13 protein-coding genes are annotated in these 14,838 nt (G+C 49.0%); 6 read left to right on the top strand and 7 right to left on the bottom strand.

Annotated elements, in window-relative coordinates; genetic code table 11:
- Positions 1–54: 54 nt before the first annotated feature.
- Positions 55–321, bottom strand: a complete 267-nt coding sequence (locus AC4IE7_RS15340) for a transcriptional antiterminator, Rof (protein WP_490777729.1) — start codon at positions 319–321, stop codon at positions 55–57.
- 84 nt (positions 322–405) lie between these two features.
- Between AC4IE7_RS15340 and AC4IE7_RS15335 the strand changes: the two genes are divergently transcribed.
- Positions 406–867 (top strand): hypothetical protein, encoded by a 462-nt coding sequence (locus tag AC4IE7_RS15335; protein ID WP_490777728.1) that lies wholly within the window; start codon positions 406–408, stop codon positions 865–867.
- A gap of 33 nt (positions 868–900) precedes the next feature.
- Here the strand turns inward: AC4IE7_RS15335 and AC4IE7_RS15330 are convergent, their stop codons facing one another.
- From AC4IE7_RS15330 to uvrD, 4 genes are all read right to left on the bottom strand, one after another.
- Positions 901–3,588 (bottom strand): EAL domain-containing protein, encoded by a 2,688-nt coding sequence (locus AC4IE7_RS15330; protein WP_490777727.1) that lies wholly within the window; start codon positions 3,586–3,588, stop codon positions 901–903.
- Positions 3,589–3,989: 401 nt separating this feature from the next.
- Entirely contained in the window at positions 3,990–5,132 is a 1,143-nt protein-coding gene (gene hemW, locus AC4IE7_RS15325; RefSeq protein WP_490777726.1) for a radical SAM family heme chaperone HemW, read from the bottom strand.
- 79 nt (positions 5,133–5,211) lie between these two features.
- A complete protein-coding gene (locus AC4IE7_RS15320; RefSeq protein WP_490777725.1) occupies positions 5,212–6,297 on the bottom strand; it encodes a TRAP transporter substrate-binding protein in 1,086 nt (361 codons plus the stop codon).
- A 262-nt stretch (positions 6,298–6,559) separates the two neighbouring features.
- The gene (gene uvrD, locus AC4IE7_RS15315; RefSeq protein WP_490777724.1) at positions 6,560–8,716 is read right to left on the bottom strand and encodes a DNA helicase II; all 2,157 of its coding nucleotides are present in this window, start codon (positions 8,714–8,716) and stop codon (positions 6,560–6,562) included.
- 118 nt (positions 8,717–8,834) lie between these two features.
- Between uvrD and glk the strand changes: the two genes are divergently transcribed.
- Complete coding sequence (gene glk, locus AC4IE7_RS15310) at positions 8,835–9,821, top strand: glucokinase (protein WP_490777723.1); 987 nt, start codon at positions 8,835–8,837, stop codon at positions 9,819–9,821.
- 165 nt (positions 9,822–9,986) lie between these two features.
- Here the strand turns inward: glk and AC4IE7_RS15305 are convergent, their stop codons facing one another.
- Complete coding sequence (locus AC4IE7_RS15305) at positions 9,987–10,976, bottom strand: cytochrome-c peroxidase (RefSeq protein ID WP_490777722.1); 990 nt, start codon at positions 10,974–10,976, stop codon at positions 9,987–9,989.
- Positions 10,977–11,277: 301 nt separating this feature from the next.
- The gene (locus AC4IE7_RS15300; RefSeq protein WP_490777721.1) at positions 11,278–11,706 is read right to left on the bottom strand and encodes a Fur family transcriptional regulator; all 429 of its coding nucleotides are present in this window, start codon (positions 11,704–11,706) and stop codon (positions 11,278–11,280) included.
- Positions 11,707–11,981: 275 nt separating this feature from the next.
- On the opposite strand from AC4IE7_RS15300, the gene AC4IE7_RS15295 reads away from it, so the two are divergent.
- From AC4IE7_RS15295 to AC4IE7_RS15280, 4 genes are all read left to right on the top strand, one after another.
- Positions 11,982–12,398 (top strand): rubrerythrin family protein, encoded by a 417-nt coding sequence (locus AC4IE7_RS15295; protein WP_490777720.1) that lies wholly within the window; start codon positions 11,982–11,984, stop codon positions 12,396–12,398.
- Positions 12,399–12,475: 77 nt separating this feature from the next.
- Positions 12,476–13,819, top strand: a complete 1,344-nt coding sequence (locus AC4IE7_RS15290) for a heterodisulfide reductase-related iron-sulfur binding cluster (protein ID WP_490777719.1) — start codon at positions 12,476–12,478, stop codon at positions 13,817–13,819.
- Between the two features lie 14 nt (positions 13,820–13,833).
- A complete protein-coding gene (locus AC4IE7_RS15285; RefSeq protein ID WP_490777718.1) occupies positions 13,834–14,121 on the top strand; it encodes an encapsulin-associated ferritin-like protein in 288 nt (95 codons plus the stop codon).
- Between the two features lie 17 nt (positions 14,122–14,138).
- Complete coding sequence (locus AC4IE7_RS15280) at positions 14,139–14,723, top strand: DUF3501 family protein (RefSeq protein ID WP_490777717.1); 585 nt, start codon at positions 14,139–14,141, stop codon at positions 14,721–14,723.
- Positions 14,724–14,838 lie beyond the last annotated feature (115 nt).

Here is a 14,838-nt window from a genome sequence, read left to right as displayed (position 1 = left end):
ATTATATTTCAATAAGTTAACTCCATTAACACTCTAGTGACGAATTTTAATCACCTAATATACGAGGACTTTGCCAGTTGATGCCTCCACTGCCTGTTCAATCCAATCAAGACGTATCTCCAGGGTCTGTCCACTTTTCTCTCTGAAAACCAGATATTCAGCTCTATCCCGGGTTACCACGTCCAGTGGCATTACCTGAGCTTGATGGGGCATACCTGACCCATCCCGCCAGTGTAGAACCAGCTCAGAACAGGCTAAAACCGCATACTGAAAGGATTCATGCAGACCACAGTCGATAGGGCGGTAGGGGTTATCATTCATTAATCATACTCTAGTGTGATTTGCTATCATGCCTCAAAGGATTTTACAATTCTCCAGAATTAAAATCATAATGAGCAGAGGACTATGCCAAATATTGAGAAGCAAATCGAGGCCCTGAAGGCTGAAATTACCCGCCTGGAAAAGGAACAACAGAAGGCCGATCAGGAGAAGAGGGCCCTGCGGAATGCCAGTGAACAGATCACGGCCATCCTCAAGGAGAACGATGTCAGTTTTGAAGCCTATATTGGTTACCAACTTAAAAAAGTCAGCCGGATTGTAGATAAACTTCTTGAAAAACAAGCCACTAAAGCCAGCGCACCTGTCAAAAAGCCAGTAAAGTCACGCACCACCAGCAAAAGACGCCAGGCCGTAAAAAGCAAAGCCAAAATAACTGTAAAAATACCTGCCGGACAATATGGCAAACTGCCCGCTCAACCAGAGCAGGTATTTGAAGTCAAAGAGAAGGGCCCCCGTCCCAAGATTTTAAAGGCTTACGCAGAAGAGATTGGCCTGGAAGCTTTCCTGAGTCAGTGTCGCATCAACTAGGATTGATCCCAGAGCTAGCTGCTCAAAGCAGATTTAGTGGAGAAGGCCGGGAGAGGAGATCTGTTCTCTACCGATGCCATGCAATGGGGAAGGCTGAACTATCCCGTAGCCTTGGGCATAATCAACGCCAATATCTATCAGCTGTTCTAGTATCTGATCGTTTTCTACATATTCCGCGATGGTCTGCAACCCCATCAAGTGGCCAATATGGTTGATCGACTCAACCATCGCTCTGTCCACAGGATCATTCAGCATATTGCGTACGAAACTACCATCAATTTTCAGATAGTCGACTGGCAGATGTTTGAGGTAGGCGAATGAGGACATTCCAGTTCCGAAATCATCCAATGCAAAACGGAAACCCCGCCTTTTCAGCAGACTCATAAAACGAGCAGCCTGATCAAGTCGACTGACTACCGCGGTTTCTGTAATTTCAAAAGAGATCTTTTCAGCAGGCAGATTATAGAGGCGCAGTTTCTCAAGAATATACTCATGTAAATTTGTTTCGCCCAAAGACTGGCCCGATAGATTGATCGCGCACAAGCCTAACTCTTCAAGACGCTCAGGATTTTCCGAAAGCCACCGGAATGCCTCACCAATCACCCATCGGTCAACGCTGTGCATGATATTGTAACGTTCCGCTGCTGGGATAAAGGAGCCGGGCATGATCTGCTCACCATCTTCATCCTCCATGCGTACTAACAGTTCAATATGCTCATCCCCGATGGCATTGCTCTTAAGGGACATAATCGATTGTTGCAGCAATGAAAAGCGTTGCTGATCGATAGCGCTCTCTATTTTGGTTACCAGACGCATCTCCCCCTGTTGACGGTTGATCTCTTCGTCATAGGTTTGATAGATATGAATTCGATTACGCCCCATATCTTTCGCAACGTAACAGGCTGCATCCGCTGAACTCAAAGCGCTGTGCGGACTCTCAGTTTTTGGCCCTATCGCCACAATACCAATACTGACACCGGTAGTGAAACTACGCCCCTCCCAACTGAATCGAAATGCTTTTACTGTTGCGCTGATCTCATTTGCCTTTTGCCGGGCCTGATCCAGCTTACAGTTTTCCATCAACAAGCCGAACTCATCCCCACCCAAGCGAGCCAAGACATCATTTACGCCGATTGTGCTTTGCAGACGGTGGGAGAGTTGTCTCAGCATCATATCCCCGGCCACATGGCCACAGGTATCATTCACCAACTTGAATTGATCAAGATCCATGTAGAGCAGCACATGTTCAGCACTGTGCTCCTGGGAGTCAGCAAAAGCCTGACGAAGTCGCTGGTCAAAAGCGTGCCGGTTCAGCAGATGGGTGAGAGAATCATGGGTGGCTAAAAATCGCATCTCTCGCATCATTGAACGACTAGAGGTGACATCACGAAAGACAGTAACCGAACCTTTGAATACTCTTTTTTCCTCTATCGGATAGGTTGAATATTCAACTGGAAACAGGGTTTCATTCAACCGTAAAAAAGACTCATCCTTCACCCTGGCAGGATTCCCCTGCACCACAACCGTATTGTTGAATGAGAGACCCGCCTCATCAAACATCCTTACCTTTGTATGTATGGGCTTTCCAAGTAGCTCTTTCTGGGCGTATCCCAACATCTCTGCCCCAGCCTTGTTGATAAAAGTGCAGCAATCTTTATCGTCGACGCCGAAGATACCCTCTCCAGTCGACTCAAGCAGCAGGGAGAGCTGCCTGTTCGCCTCAGTAAGCTGCCTCGATGACTCTTCCGATGACTCCCGTGCAATCCTATGAGCCTGGTCACGCTCATAGTTCTCTATGGCGAAGGCAAGACTACTGACCATCGCATCCAAAAGATCATGGATCGATTGTGAAATAGTGTTCGGTTCAAGTGCATAGACGGTAAATGCTGCAACCACTTCCTGTTTTACCAGGATAGGAAACACTGCAACAGATTGACCACCACTCATCTGAGCTATCCGATGCCAAGTGGTTTTACCCTCTTCCTGGTCAATCCTGGTAACTACCGATGAACACTTCCCGTAGATTGCTGCCGCTAATGGACTGTCCCCCTGAGGGTCAGTCAGGTCGAGGTCAAATTTGCACACTTTGAGGTGCTCTTTTTTGATTCCGGCGCAAGCAATTGGGTGGAGTAGTTTCCCCTCAATCTCTACCTCACCAACCCAAGCTGCTACAAAACCACCGAAGTTCACAGCGATATCGCATGCCTTCTCAAAAAGCACATTAGGCGGTGGGTTTAGCAATACCATCTTGCTGATTTCTGATAGCGCGGTATAAACCTTTTTCTGTTGCGCTATAACCTGTTGATGTTTGAAGTTCTCCCTTGCCATCTGCTTAATGACATCAGAGAGCGGCGCCAAGGCCCCTGCTACAGGTAGCCGATGGGCTGCCAGATAGTTACCCTGCGACAACTCATCAGCAATTTTCCTATATTCAGATAGCGGTGAGCGTAATACACGGTTGATCAGCCAGTAGAGGAGTAGAAAGCTAAAAATCAAAGCCAGACCATAGATCAAAGCATTTTGCTTAACAGCATCCACTGTTTGCACTTCGAATTTTGTCCCTTGGTCTTTCAGGCCAGCTAGACCCTGAGATGTAGATGAAGAGTGAGCGCTTTGTTGGGATTCAGTATGGATCAGGCGGTAATCCAGATAGCTGTCCAGAATGAACAAGCAAGCAAACAGCACGGCCATCGCCGCAACAAATTTTGAGATCAGTTGCATTGCTCAGCCACTGCGCATGTCACGCCGAGGCCCCCCCCACAGAACAGTAACTGGAATCCGGTCAACAGGCTTGCGGGTGCAAAACTTAATGACCTTTATAATGGAAGCCCAATGTGATGGATTCCGTTCGCTCCCTGCTTAACAGCTCGCGTATCCAGATCAGACGAGAGGTTTTTCTAACTCCTGGTGAAATCTTCTATCCTAATTAAACGCAGGATAGTGCCTATAAATTTAATACCTTAGATCAATTACGTCAAATTAATATTAAGAAGTCACTTTAACCTAAAAAGATCAGTTGCAGAGTGTAGAGCGTACGCATGACAAGGGCGTGCTGCAGCTCCACGCGCCGCCACAAGCGTTCTATTTAGTCACCGGATGGAGCATTCAACCGTTTTTTAGGTTTAATTTGAGAAATGAGTTATCAAGTCATTTAAAAACCGTCGCCCCAGATCAGTGGCACAGAGTCTCTGTTCTACCGGCAGTAGTAAACCCTTATCAACTGCGTGGCTAAGCAGACCTTCAATCTCTGCCAGTCCGATACCTGAATGGGCCTCAAACAGATCCACTTCCACGCCTTGATAGAGTCGCAACGCATTCATCATGAACTCCAGTATCAGATCATCCTGATCGAGGTACCTCTGCCCCTGGGTAAAATCCTCTGCTTCCGCTGCTGCCAGATAGGCTTCGGGATGGCGATGCTTCCAAAACCGCTTAACTTGCCCTCCTGGCAGGGTCAATTTAGCGTGGGCGCCTGCACCGATTCCCAAGTAGTCTCCAAAGCGCCAATAATTATTGTTATGACAACATTGAGCATCCGGCCGAGCAAAAGCGGAGACTTCATAGTGCTCAAAACCGGCTTCGGCCAGGATCTCCTCCCCCTGTTGCAGGATCTGCCACAGATGATCCTCTTCTGGTAGTGGGGGTGGGTTGTGATAAAACGAGGTGTTTGGCTCCAGTGTCAATTGATAGTAGGAGAGATGTTCACTGTTCAGGTCTATTGCAGCAAGTAGATCCTGACGGGCCATTTCCGGCGTCTGTTGAGGCAAGCCAAACATCATGTCGATATTAATGTTGTCAAACCCAGCCTTTCGAGCCAGGGAAACCCCATCGATAGCTTCCTCAGGGCTGTGAATTCTTCCCAATGCCGATAGGGCACTCGCCTGCAGGCTTTGAATACCCAACGACAAGCGATTGACCCCCGCTTCCCGGTATCCTGCAAATGCCCTGGAATCAACTGCTCCAGGATTTGCTTCAAGGGTAATCTCTATCGATTCAGTAAGCTCTATCTGCTGCGCTATACCCTGTAACAGGGTTGCTACCGCATCAGCGGAAAAGAGACTGGGGGTCCCCCCTCCGATAAAGATTGAGTTCAGTTTTCGCGCTGAAATGTAGCTCGAATCAGCCTTCAAATCACTCAACAAAGCAGCCACATAGGCCTGCTCTGGCAGGTCACTCTTCACGGCATGAGAGTTGAAATCACAATAGGGGCATTTACGCACACACCAGGGAATGTGGATATAGAGCGATAGTGGTGGCAAATTCACTTTGAAGCGGTATTACAAAGGTGTGGTATGCAATTGACTCTATGGCCCGTTACAAGCCACACCTTCATACGATATGAGATCAACCTTTGTCTCTTGCCTTCAAGTAGGCAAAGTCTGAGATTGAGCCCCATTCCCGCGAGCCTTTTAGAAAGTTCATATAGGAGTCATACACCTTCTTGGCGAAAGCATCTTTTCCAGCCAGCTCCTCAACCACCTCACTGGAGAACTTACGCAGGGTAGCCATTACGTCATCAGGATAGGCACGGATATCCACCTTGTGTTTTTCAACCAGTGTCTTCAGTGCAGCTGGATTACGCGCTGTATACTCCGCGAGCATCTCCTGATTGGCAACTTTACAGGCATTTAAAACAATCGCTTGAAGATCTTTCGGTAAGCCATTAAACGCCTTCTCATTGATGATCGCTTCAAGGGTGGTACCCGGCTCATGGAAGCCTGGAAAATAGTAATATTTTGCCGCTTTGAAGAGACCGAAGGCCAGGTCATTATATGGATTGACCCACTCGGTGGCATCGATTGCACCAGATTGCAGGGAGGTAAAAAGCTCACCACCAGGTAGATTGACCGGTGTCCCTCCAGCCCGTTTAAGCACTTCACCACCTAAGCCGGGGATGCGCATTTTCAACCCTTTCAGATCAGCAACACTATTGATCTCTTTATTGAACCATCCACCCATCTGCATACCGGTGTTGCCACCAGGTGCAGGTATCAAACCAAAGGGCTTATAGAGTTCTCGCCACAGCTCCAGTCCACCGCCGAAATAGAGCCAGCCATTCATCTCCTGGGCGGTAAGCCCAAAGGGGACAGTGGAGAAAAACTGTGCGGTTTCACTCTTACCTTTCCAATAATAGGCCGCGCCATGTCCCAACTCTGCAGTTCCACTGGAGACTGCATCGAAAACTTCAAAAGCTGGAACCAGCTCTTTTGCGCCATAGACTTTGACGTGCATGCGCCCGCCACTCATCTCATTGATGACTTCGGCAAGTTTGTTGGCGCCAGTTCCGAGGCCAGGAAAATTCTTTGGCCAGGTGGTGACCATCTTCCATTTGATCTCAGCTTTAGCTTCAGCCATACGTGTAGTAGACAAACCCACACCGGTTGCCAACGCACCCACGCCAACCTTTGTTATAAATTCACGACGTTTCATCTAACCCTCCTCTCTTTTTTATTCTCTCTGATGCGGTTGCTGCTCAACACCCAGCGCCCAACCGAAACGACTATTGTGGCTCAGTAGATCGATTCAGAGCTAAGCTGAACGACTTACGCACCATACTAGTGGTGCGACACTATTACCCCTATCAGGGATGAATTGCAAAACCTGTAGGGGCCGGCTCTGGCACTCTACCTGAGATGCTTTTATTTTTATTCACAACCAGTTGCGAGCTTAAAGACCAGCTTGGAGAGCTGCGTCAACAGGGAGATAGATTGGCATAGGCCACCACCAGCCATTTGCTGCCAACCTCCTCGAAGTTAACCTGAACCCTTGCACTCTGTCCCTCTCCTTCAGCATTCAGTACAACACCCTCACCAAATTTTGCATGGCAAACCCGCTGCCCCAGATCGAAGCCGCACAACTCAGTCGTTTCGAGATAGGGTGAAGCACCATAGATTGGCTGACTGACACTGGGGCCAGCGCGTACCTCCCGCATCAGTTCCGCCGGAATCTCGCGGATGAACCGGGAGGGCAGGGGATAGCTTTCGCTACCGTGTAATCGCCGACTCTCTGCATGACTGAGATAGAGCATTTTCATCGCTCGCGTGATGCCGACATAGCAGAGCCTGCGCTCCTCTTCGAGTCGCGTGGGGTCGTCTGCTGACATGCTGTGAGGGAATAGCCCCTCCTCAACACCAACCAGAAACACCAGTGGGAACTCAAGCCCCTTGGCTGAATGGAGGGTCATCAATTGCACACAATCCTCAAACGGGTCTCCCTGGGACTCACCTGCCTCCAGTGCAGCATGTGATAGGAAGGCATCTAGCTCATCCAACTCATCATCATCTGCCCACTCAAACTGACGCGTGGCGTTGACCAGCTCTTCAAGATTCTCTTTTCGATCAACGCCTTTGCCATCTCTGCTTTTTTCAAAGTGAGCGGGAAGACCGCTGGCAGTCAACACCTGATCGACCTTCTCAGCCAGGGACAGATCACCTGTATCCACCTTGAGCTCTTCCACTAAATCAATGAATCGCTGAAGCGCGCTGGCGGCACGTTTCGTCATTCCACCACCCTTCAAAAGATCGACAGAGGCCTGCCACAGTGAGCAGTCAAACATCCGCGCATGACTGCGCAGTGCCTCCATGGTCTTCGCGCCTATCCCTCTCGGGGGGGTATTTACTGCACGTTCGAAACCGCTGTCATCATCTGAATTGCTGAGCAGTCTCAAGTAAGCGAGTGCGTCTTTGATCTCTGCCCGTTCGAAAAACCGCAACCCGCCATAGACCCGATAGGGGATGGTAGACTGGATCAGCGCCTCTTCAAAGAGACGGGACTGGGCAGTAGTCCGATAGAGAATCGCAACCTCGGTACGGGCATGCCCCTCCTCGATGAACTGGCGAATTCTCTCTACCACAAAACGCGCCTCATCAATCTCATTGAAGGCAGCGTATAGATTGATCGGCTCTCCATCACTGTCTTCTGTCCAAAGCTGCTTTCCTAGGCGTGAGGGGTTGTTGTTGATCAGCGCATTTGCCGCATTCAGAATATTACCGGTTGAGCGGTAGTTCTGTTCCAGACGAACCAGCTTTGCGTTTTGGAAATGTGACTGAAAGCTTTGGATATTCTCGACCTTGGCACCACGCCAACCATAGATCGACTGATCATCATCTCCGACAATGAAGAGGTGACTCTTTGAACCTGCCAGCAGACGCAGCCAGGCATATTGAATGGTATTGGTATCCTGAAACTCATCCACCAGAACATGCTGAAAACGATTCTGATAGTGCTGCAACAGATCCGGACGATCACGCCACAGCTCATGAGCCCTTAGCAGCAGCTCAGCAAAATCTACCTGACCACCCCGCTCGCAGGCCGACTGATACTCTTTATAGATCTGAATCATCTGCCGTTGGTATGGATCACCACCATCATCCAGGTGTTGAGCGCGCAGCCCCTCATCCTTACGGCCATTGATATACCATTGAACCTGCCGGGCCGGCCAACGCGCCTCATCTAGATCGAGACTCTTCAACAGCCGTTTGATCATGCGGAATTGGTCGTCTGAGTCGAGTATCTGGAAACTCTGAGGCAATCCAGCCTCTTTCCAGTGGGCACGCAACAGTCGATGAGCCAGACCGTGAAAGGTACCGACCCACATCCCTCCAAGAGGTTGGCCCAATAGGGATTCAATGCGCTGGCGCATCTCTCTGGCCGCTTTATTGGTGAAGGTAACCGCCAACAGAGACCAGGGGGTTATCTGCTCAACCGCCAGTAACCAGGCGATTCGATGTACCAGAACCCGGGTCTTACCGCTTCCGGCGCCCGCAAGCACAAGCAGACTGCCGACTGGGGCAGTTACCGCCTCGCGTTGTGCCTCATTGAGAGGATCAAGTATGGGAGAAACATCCATCCGAGTATGATACTAGTGTTTCATCCTAGAATCCGCAGTTGAGCATCGATTTATCAGAGATATCGGCGGTCCACTGATTTTTTAGGTTCAAATAACAATATAACCAGCGAGGTCAACCATGCAGATATTGGCAGGCGACATTGGAGGAACCAATACCCGGCTCGCGCTGTTCGACACCTCTAGCCCAACCTGGCCAAAAGCGACCATCGAAACCAGCTATCCCAGCCCGGCACACCCCTCGGTCGAATCGATCCTGGAACAGTTCATCAGTCAACATAGACTCAGCAACATAGATCGCGCCTGCTTTGGTCTGGCTGGGCCTGTTATCGATCAAGTTTGCGAAACCACCAATCTGCCCTGGCGAGTTGTTGCCGCCAACATAACCCAACAGTTCTCTTTCAAACAGAGCTGGCTGCTGAATGACCTGGAGGCAAATGCCTGGGGTATAGAGACCCTGGAGAGTAGCGATATCTTCACCCTTAACCAGGGTAGTGATAGTGCAGCTGGAAACCGCTCTATCATCTCCGCAGGCACCGGTCTGGGTGAAGCTGGGCTGCTGTGGGACGGCAATAGATACCACCCCTTCCCTTCAGAAGGTGGGCATACAGACTTCTCCCCCAGCTCAAATCTGGAGTATGCACTCTACGAACACCTTGCCGGACACTATGGACATGTCAGTTGGGAACGAATCATCTCTGGCCCAGGCCTGGAGATGTTATATCGTTTTATAAGCAATTATCGAGCAACCACAACACCGGACTGGCTACAGCAGCAGATGAACAGCATCGGGGTTGCACCGGCAGTTTCCGGGGCTGCAATGGATAAAAGCGATGCCATCTGTGAGGAGACACTGGATCTGTTTATTCATCTTTATGGACGGGAGGCCGGCAATCACGCTTTGAAGATCATGGCCACCGGAGGCGTCTATCTAGGAGGCGGTATTGCCCCCCAGATCCTGCCCCTGTTAAAAGAGGGAGGATTTATGCGGGGTTTTCTCGATAAAGGACGCATGCAGCAGTTGGTGGCTTCAATGCCAGTAAAAATAATACTCAATGACAAGACAGCACTCTTGGGCGCAGCACACTATGCATCTTTGCAGAATTGATGCGGTAATTTCTCCCTCGTGTTGATAGTCAGAAACTTGTTTCTGACTATCAACACGAGGGTTCTGGAGAACTACAAGCTGTTGCCGAACTTGCTACAAGCTGCAATCACACCATGGCCCGATTGGCGCCATGGTGTGATTCAGGTGGACGGTGTAAACCGCTACTTAGTCGAAAGGTTTGGGTTGCGGTGTATTATCGGTTGACGGCGGTAGTATAGGCATCAGAAATGAGGGTTGATCCCCTGTCAGCGTCTTCAGAAAGAGAACAATCTGCTCATTCTCATGTTTGCTGAATTTGCGCCCAAGCTGCAGCCTGCCCATGATATCTACCGCTTCCGTCAGGGTCTCTGCCTCGCCATCATGGAAGTAGGGATAGGTCATTTCCACATTTCTCAAGGTGGGTACTTTGAATTTAAAGCGATCTGCATCCTTGCCGGTTACCCCACTCAGGCCCTCTGCAGAGCTTTTGGTTTTATAGGCTTCAACCAGACCCATTTTTTGAAATGAGTTACCGCCAACTGCCTCTCCATTGTGGCATGCTGTACAGCCGCTCTCTTTGAATAGTTTATAACCAGCCAACTCTTGCTCGTTCAGCGCAGCCTTATCACCCAACAACCACTTGTCAAAATCGGCATTTGGCGTCACCAGGGTCTTTTCAAACTCTGCGATTGCCTGAGTGACCTCATCAATGGTGATCTTGTCGACACCGAAGACCGCTTTGAACTCCATGACATATTGCGGAATCGACTCAAGCACTTCAATTGCCAGGGTATGGGTGGCTGCCATCTCCCCCGGATTGGCGATAGGCCCGCCGGCCTGCGCTTTCAGGTCTGCAGCCCGCCCATCCCAGAACTGAGCCAGGTTAAGACTGGAATTCAGCACTGTAGGTGCATTAATCGGTCCCTGTTGCCAGTTATGACCAATTGAGGTTTTAAGGTTATCGGTTCCGCCCATGCTCAAGTTGTGGCACGAATTACATGAGATGAAACCAGACTTGGAAAGACGTGGATCAAAATAGAGTTTTTTACCTAACTCAACCTGTCCTAGATTGATATTCTGCACCGGTTTTATAGGCTTTATCGGCTCTTCCGCCGCTGTTACAGAAACTGAGACACCCAATAGCACACAGACAATTATTGTAAGTTTAAAATTCATATCCCTTACCTACTCGTTCATTATGACATTTAAGACCATCCTCATAGAGAGAAACGCAGTTTCACTTGCAAATCAGCTGGGTGACACGGCAATTCCCACATTTAAATTGTTATCGTTTTTTTAGCCACACCTTCCACACTTCAACCCACCACTAAATTAAACAGCGTGGGTAAACCATGAAAAGCGCAGGGTTAATTTAGAATTAGTCTAAATCTAAAACAATGATGTAGGTCAATTGATCACATCGCTTCTGTTATGAAGGCGAATCTATGAAGTGCAAACAAGCAGATGCCAGGCTAGATCAGGGGCTCTTATTTTTAACCCGTATGACCAGGTCAAGGATCTCCATGGACGTTCCGTCAGGTAAGTTCGGACCTAAGAAGTGTGGTGCTAAATGCTCTTTGATGTCGATCAAATCCCCGGTATCGACATTGTAGAAGTGATGATGGTGACTGTTATTGGAGTCATAGAAAGTACGAGTGGCATCGATGAATATCTCCCGAATCAACTTCTTTCGGGCAAAAAGTCCCAAGGTATTGTAAACCGTTGCCTTGGAAACTCGACTTCCTGATTGCTGAACTGCATCGAACAACTGATCAGCCGTCACATGCTGGTTCCGTGCAAAAAGAACATCCGCAATGATGCGTCTCTGTTTTGTCGGATTAACCCCGTGTGAATACAACATTTCAGTGATGTTGCGATTCTGTTGGATCTGATGTTGATCTTCCATTTCCACCTCGCCAAAGTAAGTCCCCCCGCGGAAGACTACCATAAGCGTGACTAAACTCTCAAGAAAACAGAGGATTATGACTAGATACTCATTTTCGACTGTTCGCCTGAAAAACAGCGCCAGAAAGGTGTAAACTAATATTAGGCAAAAGCTATCAATACCATCGAAAAGACCATTCGCTTCCAATCATTTTTAGATCTATTCTAATCATCAGCGGAGAGTTAATTTGACTCATCGTAAAAATCCACAATAACCATCATTTCGGAGAACCAGATATGGAACTCAAAGGTAGTAAAACCGAGCAAAACTTAAAAGACGCATTTGCCGGAGAATCTCAAGCCAACCGTCGCTATCTCTACTTCGCAGGTAAAGCGGATATTGAGGGTTATAACGATGTCGCGGCTCTGTTTCGCTCAACCGCAGAAGGTGAAACCGGACATGCTCATGGCCACCTTGAATACCTCGAACAGTGCGGCGATCCAGCTACCGGTCTGCCGATTGGCGCAACCGGAGACAATCTGGCGGCGGCAGTTGCAGGTGAGACCCACGAATATACCGATATGTACCCAGGTATGGCTAAAACTGCCCGTGATGAGGGATTCGATGAAGTAGCTGATTGGTTCGAAACCCTTGCAAAAGCAGAGCGATCTCATGCCAACCGCTACCAAAAGGCCCTGGACGAGATGGAATAAGCCCCCTTTAAGGAACAGGCTTAAACCGATCAGGCGGCCTCCAATGGGGCCGCCGAGCATCAACCAGGAGCACATTCATGGCAGCACCCACCGGTCAGAGAGAAGGCAACCTGGAAGCCCCTACAAGGCATCCAATCGACTGGAAGAATCCAGAATACTACAACCAACAGAAACTGATGGAGGAGCTGGAACGGGTCTTTGACCTGTGCCACGGATGTCGACGCTGCGTCAGCCTCTGTCAGAGCTTTCCAAGCTTATTCGATCTGGTGGATGAATCGGAGACCATGGAAGTCGATGGGGTTGCAAAAGAGGACTATTGGCAAGTGGTAGACCACTGCTATCTGTGCGACCTCTGTTACATGACGAAATGTCCCTATGTACCGCCTCATGAATGGAATATCGACTTTCCTCACCTGATGCTCAGGGCCAAGGCCGTCAAGTATAAGAACGGCGACGTGAAACTGCGTGATCGGCTACTTACCAGCACAGACAATCTTGGCAAACTGGCAGGCATACCTGTGGTTTCAGGTGTCGTCAACCGATTCAATAAAACAAAAAATTTCCGTGAAATTCTCGACCACGCTTTGGGTGTTCACCCTGAAGCTAAACTACCGGAATTTCATAGCAAGCCACTACGCAAACGCCTGGCAGAAAAAGTTTCCATTGAAGCGCAAGGGGTACCTGCCGGTAAAACCAATGGCAAAGTAGCCCTGTTTGGTACCTGTTATGGCAACTACAACGAACCCCATGTTGGAGAGGATCTTGTCGCTGTGTTTGAGCATAACGAGATCCCGGTGACCCTTGCGGAAAAAGAGCAGTGCTGCGGTATGCCAAAGTTGGAATTGGGCAATCTTGATGCAGTGGAAGAGGCAAAAGAGGCAAATATACCTGTGCTCGCCAAACTGGTCGATGAAGGCTGGGACATTGTTGCTCCAGTGCCATCCTGTGCGTTGATGTTCAAGCAGGAACTACCCTTACTGTTTCCTGACGATCCACAGGTCAAGAAAGTTGCCAATGCGGTTTTCGATATCTTTGAATACCTGATTATTCGCCACAAATCAGGTTTGCTCAAAACCGACTTCAAACAGAGCCTGGGTAAGGTTGCCTACCATGCCGCCTGTCACCAGCGAGTGCAGAACGTCGGTGCAAAAACCAAAGAGATGCTGACACTGATACCAGATACCCAGGTTACCGCCATCGAGCGCTGTTCGGGTCATGACGGAACCTATGCTGTCAAAAGTGAATTTCATAAATATGCGATGAAGATCGGAAAACCCGTAGTCAATCGGGTTAAACAGGCCGAAGCGGATTATTATGGGAGCGACTGCCCAATGGCGGGACACCACATCGAGAATGGTCTCCAGGACGGTAGAAAACCAGAACACCCCATTAGCTTGATTCGTAAAGCCTATGGTATTTAAGACGGAGAATTACTATGTCAAATGAAGGGTATCACGAACCCGTAGATCAACTCAGTAATGAGACCAGAGATATGCATCGCGCTATCGTTTCTCTGATGGAAGAACTGGAAGCGGTCGACTGGTACAACCAGCGGGTAGATGCCTGCACCAACCCAGAACTCCGCAACATTCTTGCCCATAATCGAGATGAGGAGAAGGAGCATGCTGCGATGGTGCTGGAGTGGATTCGGCGTCAGGATCCCAGCTTCGACAAAGAGCTGAAAGACTACCTGTTCACAGACAAGACTATCGCACACGATTGATATATTAGGAGTGCCTCATGACACAGCTTTCCCATGAAGACCTCTACAGTCTCGAAGAGTACGCCCGCATTCGCCAGGAGTTCAGGGCTCGCGTTATGGATCATAAAAAAGCCAGACGTTTGCCAATTGGCCCTCATGCCGCGCTCTATTTTGAAGATCAACTGACAATGCAGTACCAGATTCAGGAGATGTTGCGTATCGAGCGCATATTTGAACCTGATGGCATCCAGGATGAGCTGGATGTCTATAATCCACTGATCCCTGATGGCACGAACTGGAAGGCTACCTTTATGGTGGAGTACCACGACGTCGAAGAGCGCAAAGAGGCATTGGGACAACTGATCGGCATCGAGAATTCGATCTGGATTCAGGTCGAGGGACACGAAAAAGTGCGTCCGATTGCCAATGAAGATCTTCAGCGTTCGACCGAAGACAAAACTTCTGCGGTACATTTTATCCGCTTCGAGCTCACCACTGAGATGATTGATAGTTTGAAAAAGGGTGCCAGCCTTTCAGCGGGAATCGATCACTCTAATTACAATTACACTGTTGATAACCTTGACTCTCCGGTAAAAGCTTCGTTGATCAAAGACCTCCATTGACCACTATACATATCGGCACTGTTTTAGCAGTGTCGATATGACCTCTCTGATAAACGCCCAAAAGCGTTAACCACTCCCGCGACACTCCAATCGTTATAAATCGTAAAATCAGAAG

The organism is Candidatus Thiodiazotropha sp. AKAK3 (assembly GCF_058244645.1).
This window is presented reverse-complemented; position numbering and strand designations above follow the sequence as displayed.

Coding starts and splice junctions, on each gene's coding strand:
- AC4IE7_RS15340 (WP_490777729.1), bottom strand. CDS start 321: ATGAATGATAACCCCTACCGCCCTATCGACTGTGGTCTGCATGAATCC.
- AC4IE7_RS15335 (WP_490777728.1), top strand. CDS start 406: ATGCCAAATATTGAGAAGCAAATCGAGGCCCTGAAGGCTGAAATTACC.
- AC4IE7_RS15330 (WP_490777727.1), bottom strand. CDS start 3,588: ATGCAACTGATCTCAAAATTTGTTGCGGCGATGGCCGTGCTGTTTGCT.
- AC4IE7_RS15320 (WP_490777725.1), bottom strand. CDS start 6,297: ATGAAACGTCGTGAATTTATAACAAAGGTTGGCGTGGGTGCGTTGGCA.
- uvrD (WP_490777724.1), bottom strand. CDS start 8,716: ATGGATGTTTCTCCCATACTTGATCCTCTCAATGAGGCACAACGCGAG.
- glk (WP_490777723.1), top strand. CDS start 8,835: ATGCAGATATTGGCAGGCGACATTGGAGGAACCAATACCCGGCTCGCG.
- AC4IE7_RS15305 (WP_490777722.1), bottom strand. CDS start 10,976: ATGAATTTTAAACTTACAATAATTGTCTGTGTGCTATTGGGTGTCTCA.
- AC4IE7_RS15300 (WP_490777721.1), bottom strand. CDS start 11,706: ATGGAAGATCAACATCAGATCCAACAGAATCGCAACATCACTGAAATG.
- AC4IE7_RS15295 (WP_490777720.1), top strand. CDS start 11,982: ATGGAACTCAAAGGTAGTAAAACCGAGCAAAACTTAAAAGACGCATTT.
- AC4IE7_RS15290 (WP_490777719.1), top strand. CDS start 12,476: ATGGCAGCACCCACCGGTCAGAGAGAAGGCAACCTGGAAGCCCCTACA.
- AC4IE7_RS15285 (WP_490777718.1), top strand. CDS start 13,834: ATGTCAAATGAAGGGTATCACGAACCCGTAGATCAACTCAGTAATGAG.
- AC4IE7_RS15280 (WP_490777717.1), top strand. CDS start 14,139: ATGACACAGCTTTCCCATGAAGACCTCTACAGTCTCGAAGAGTACGCC.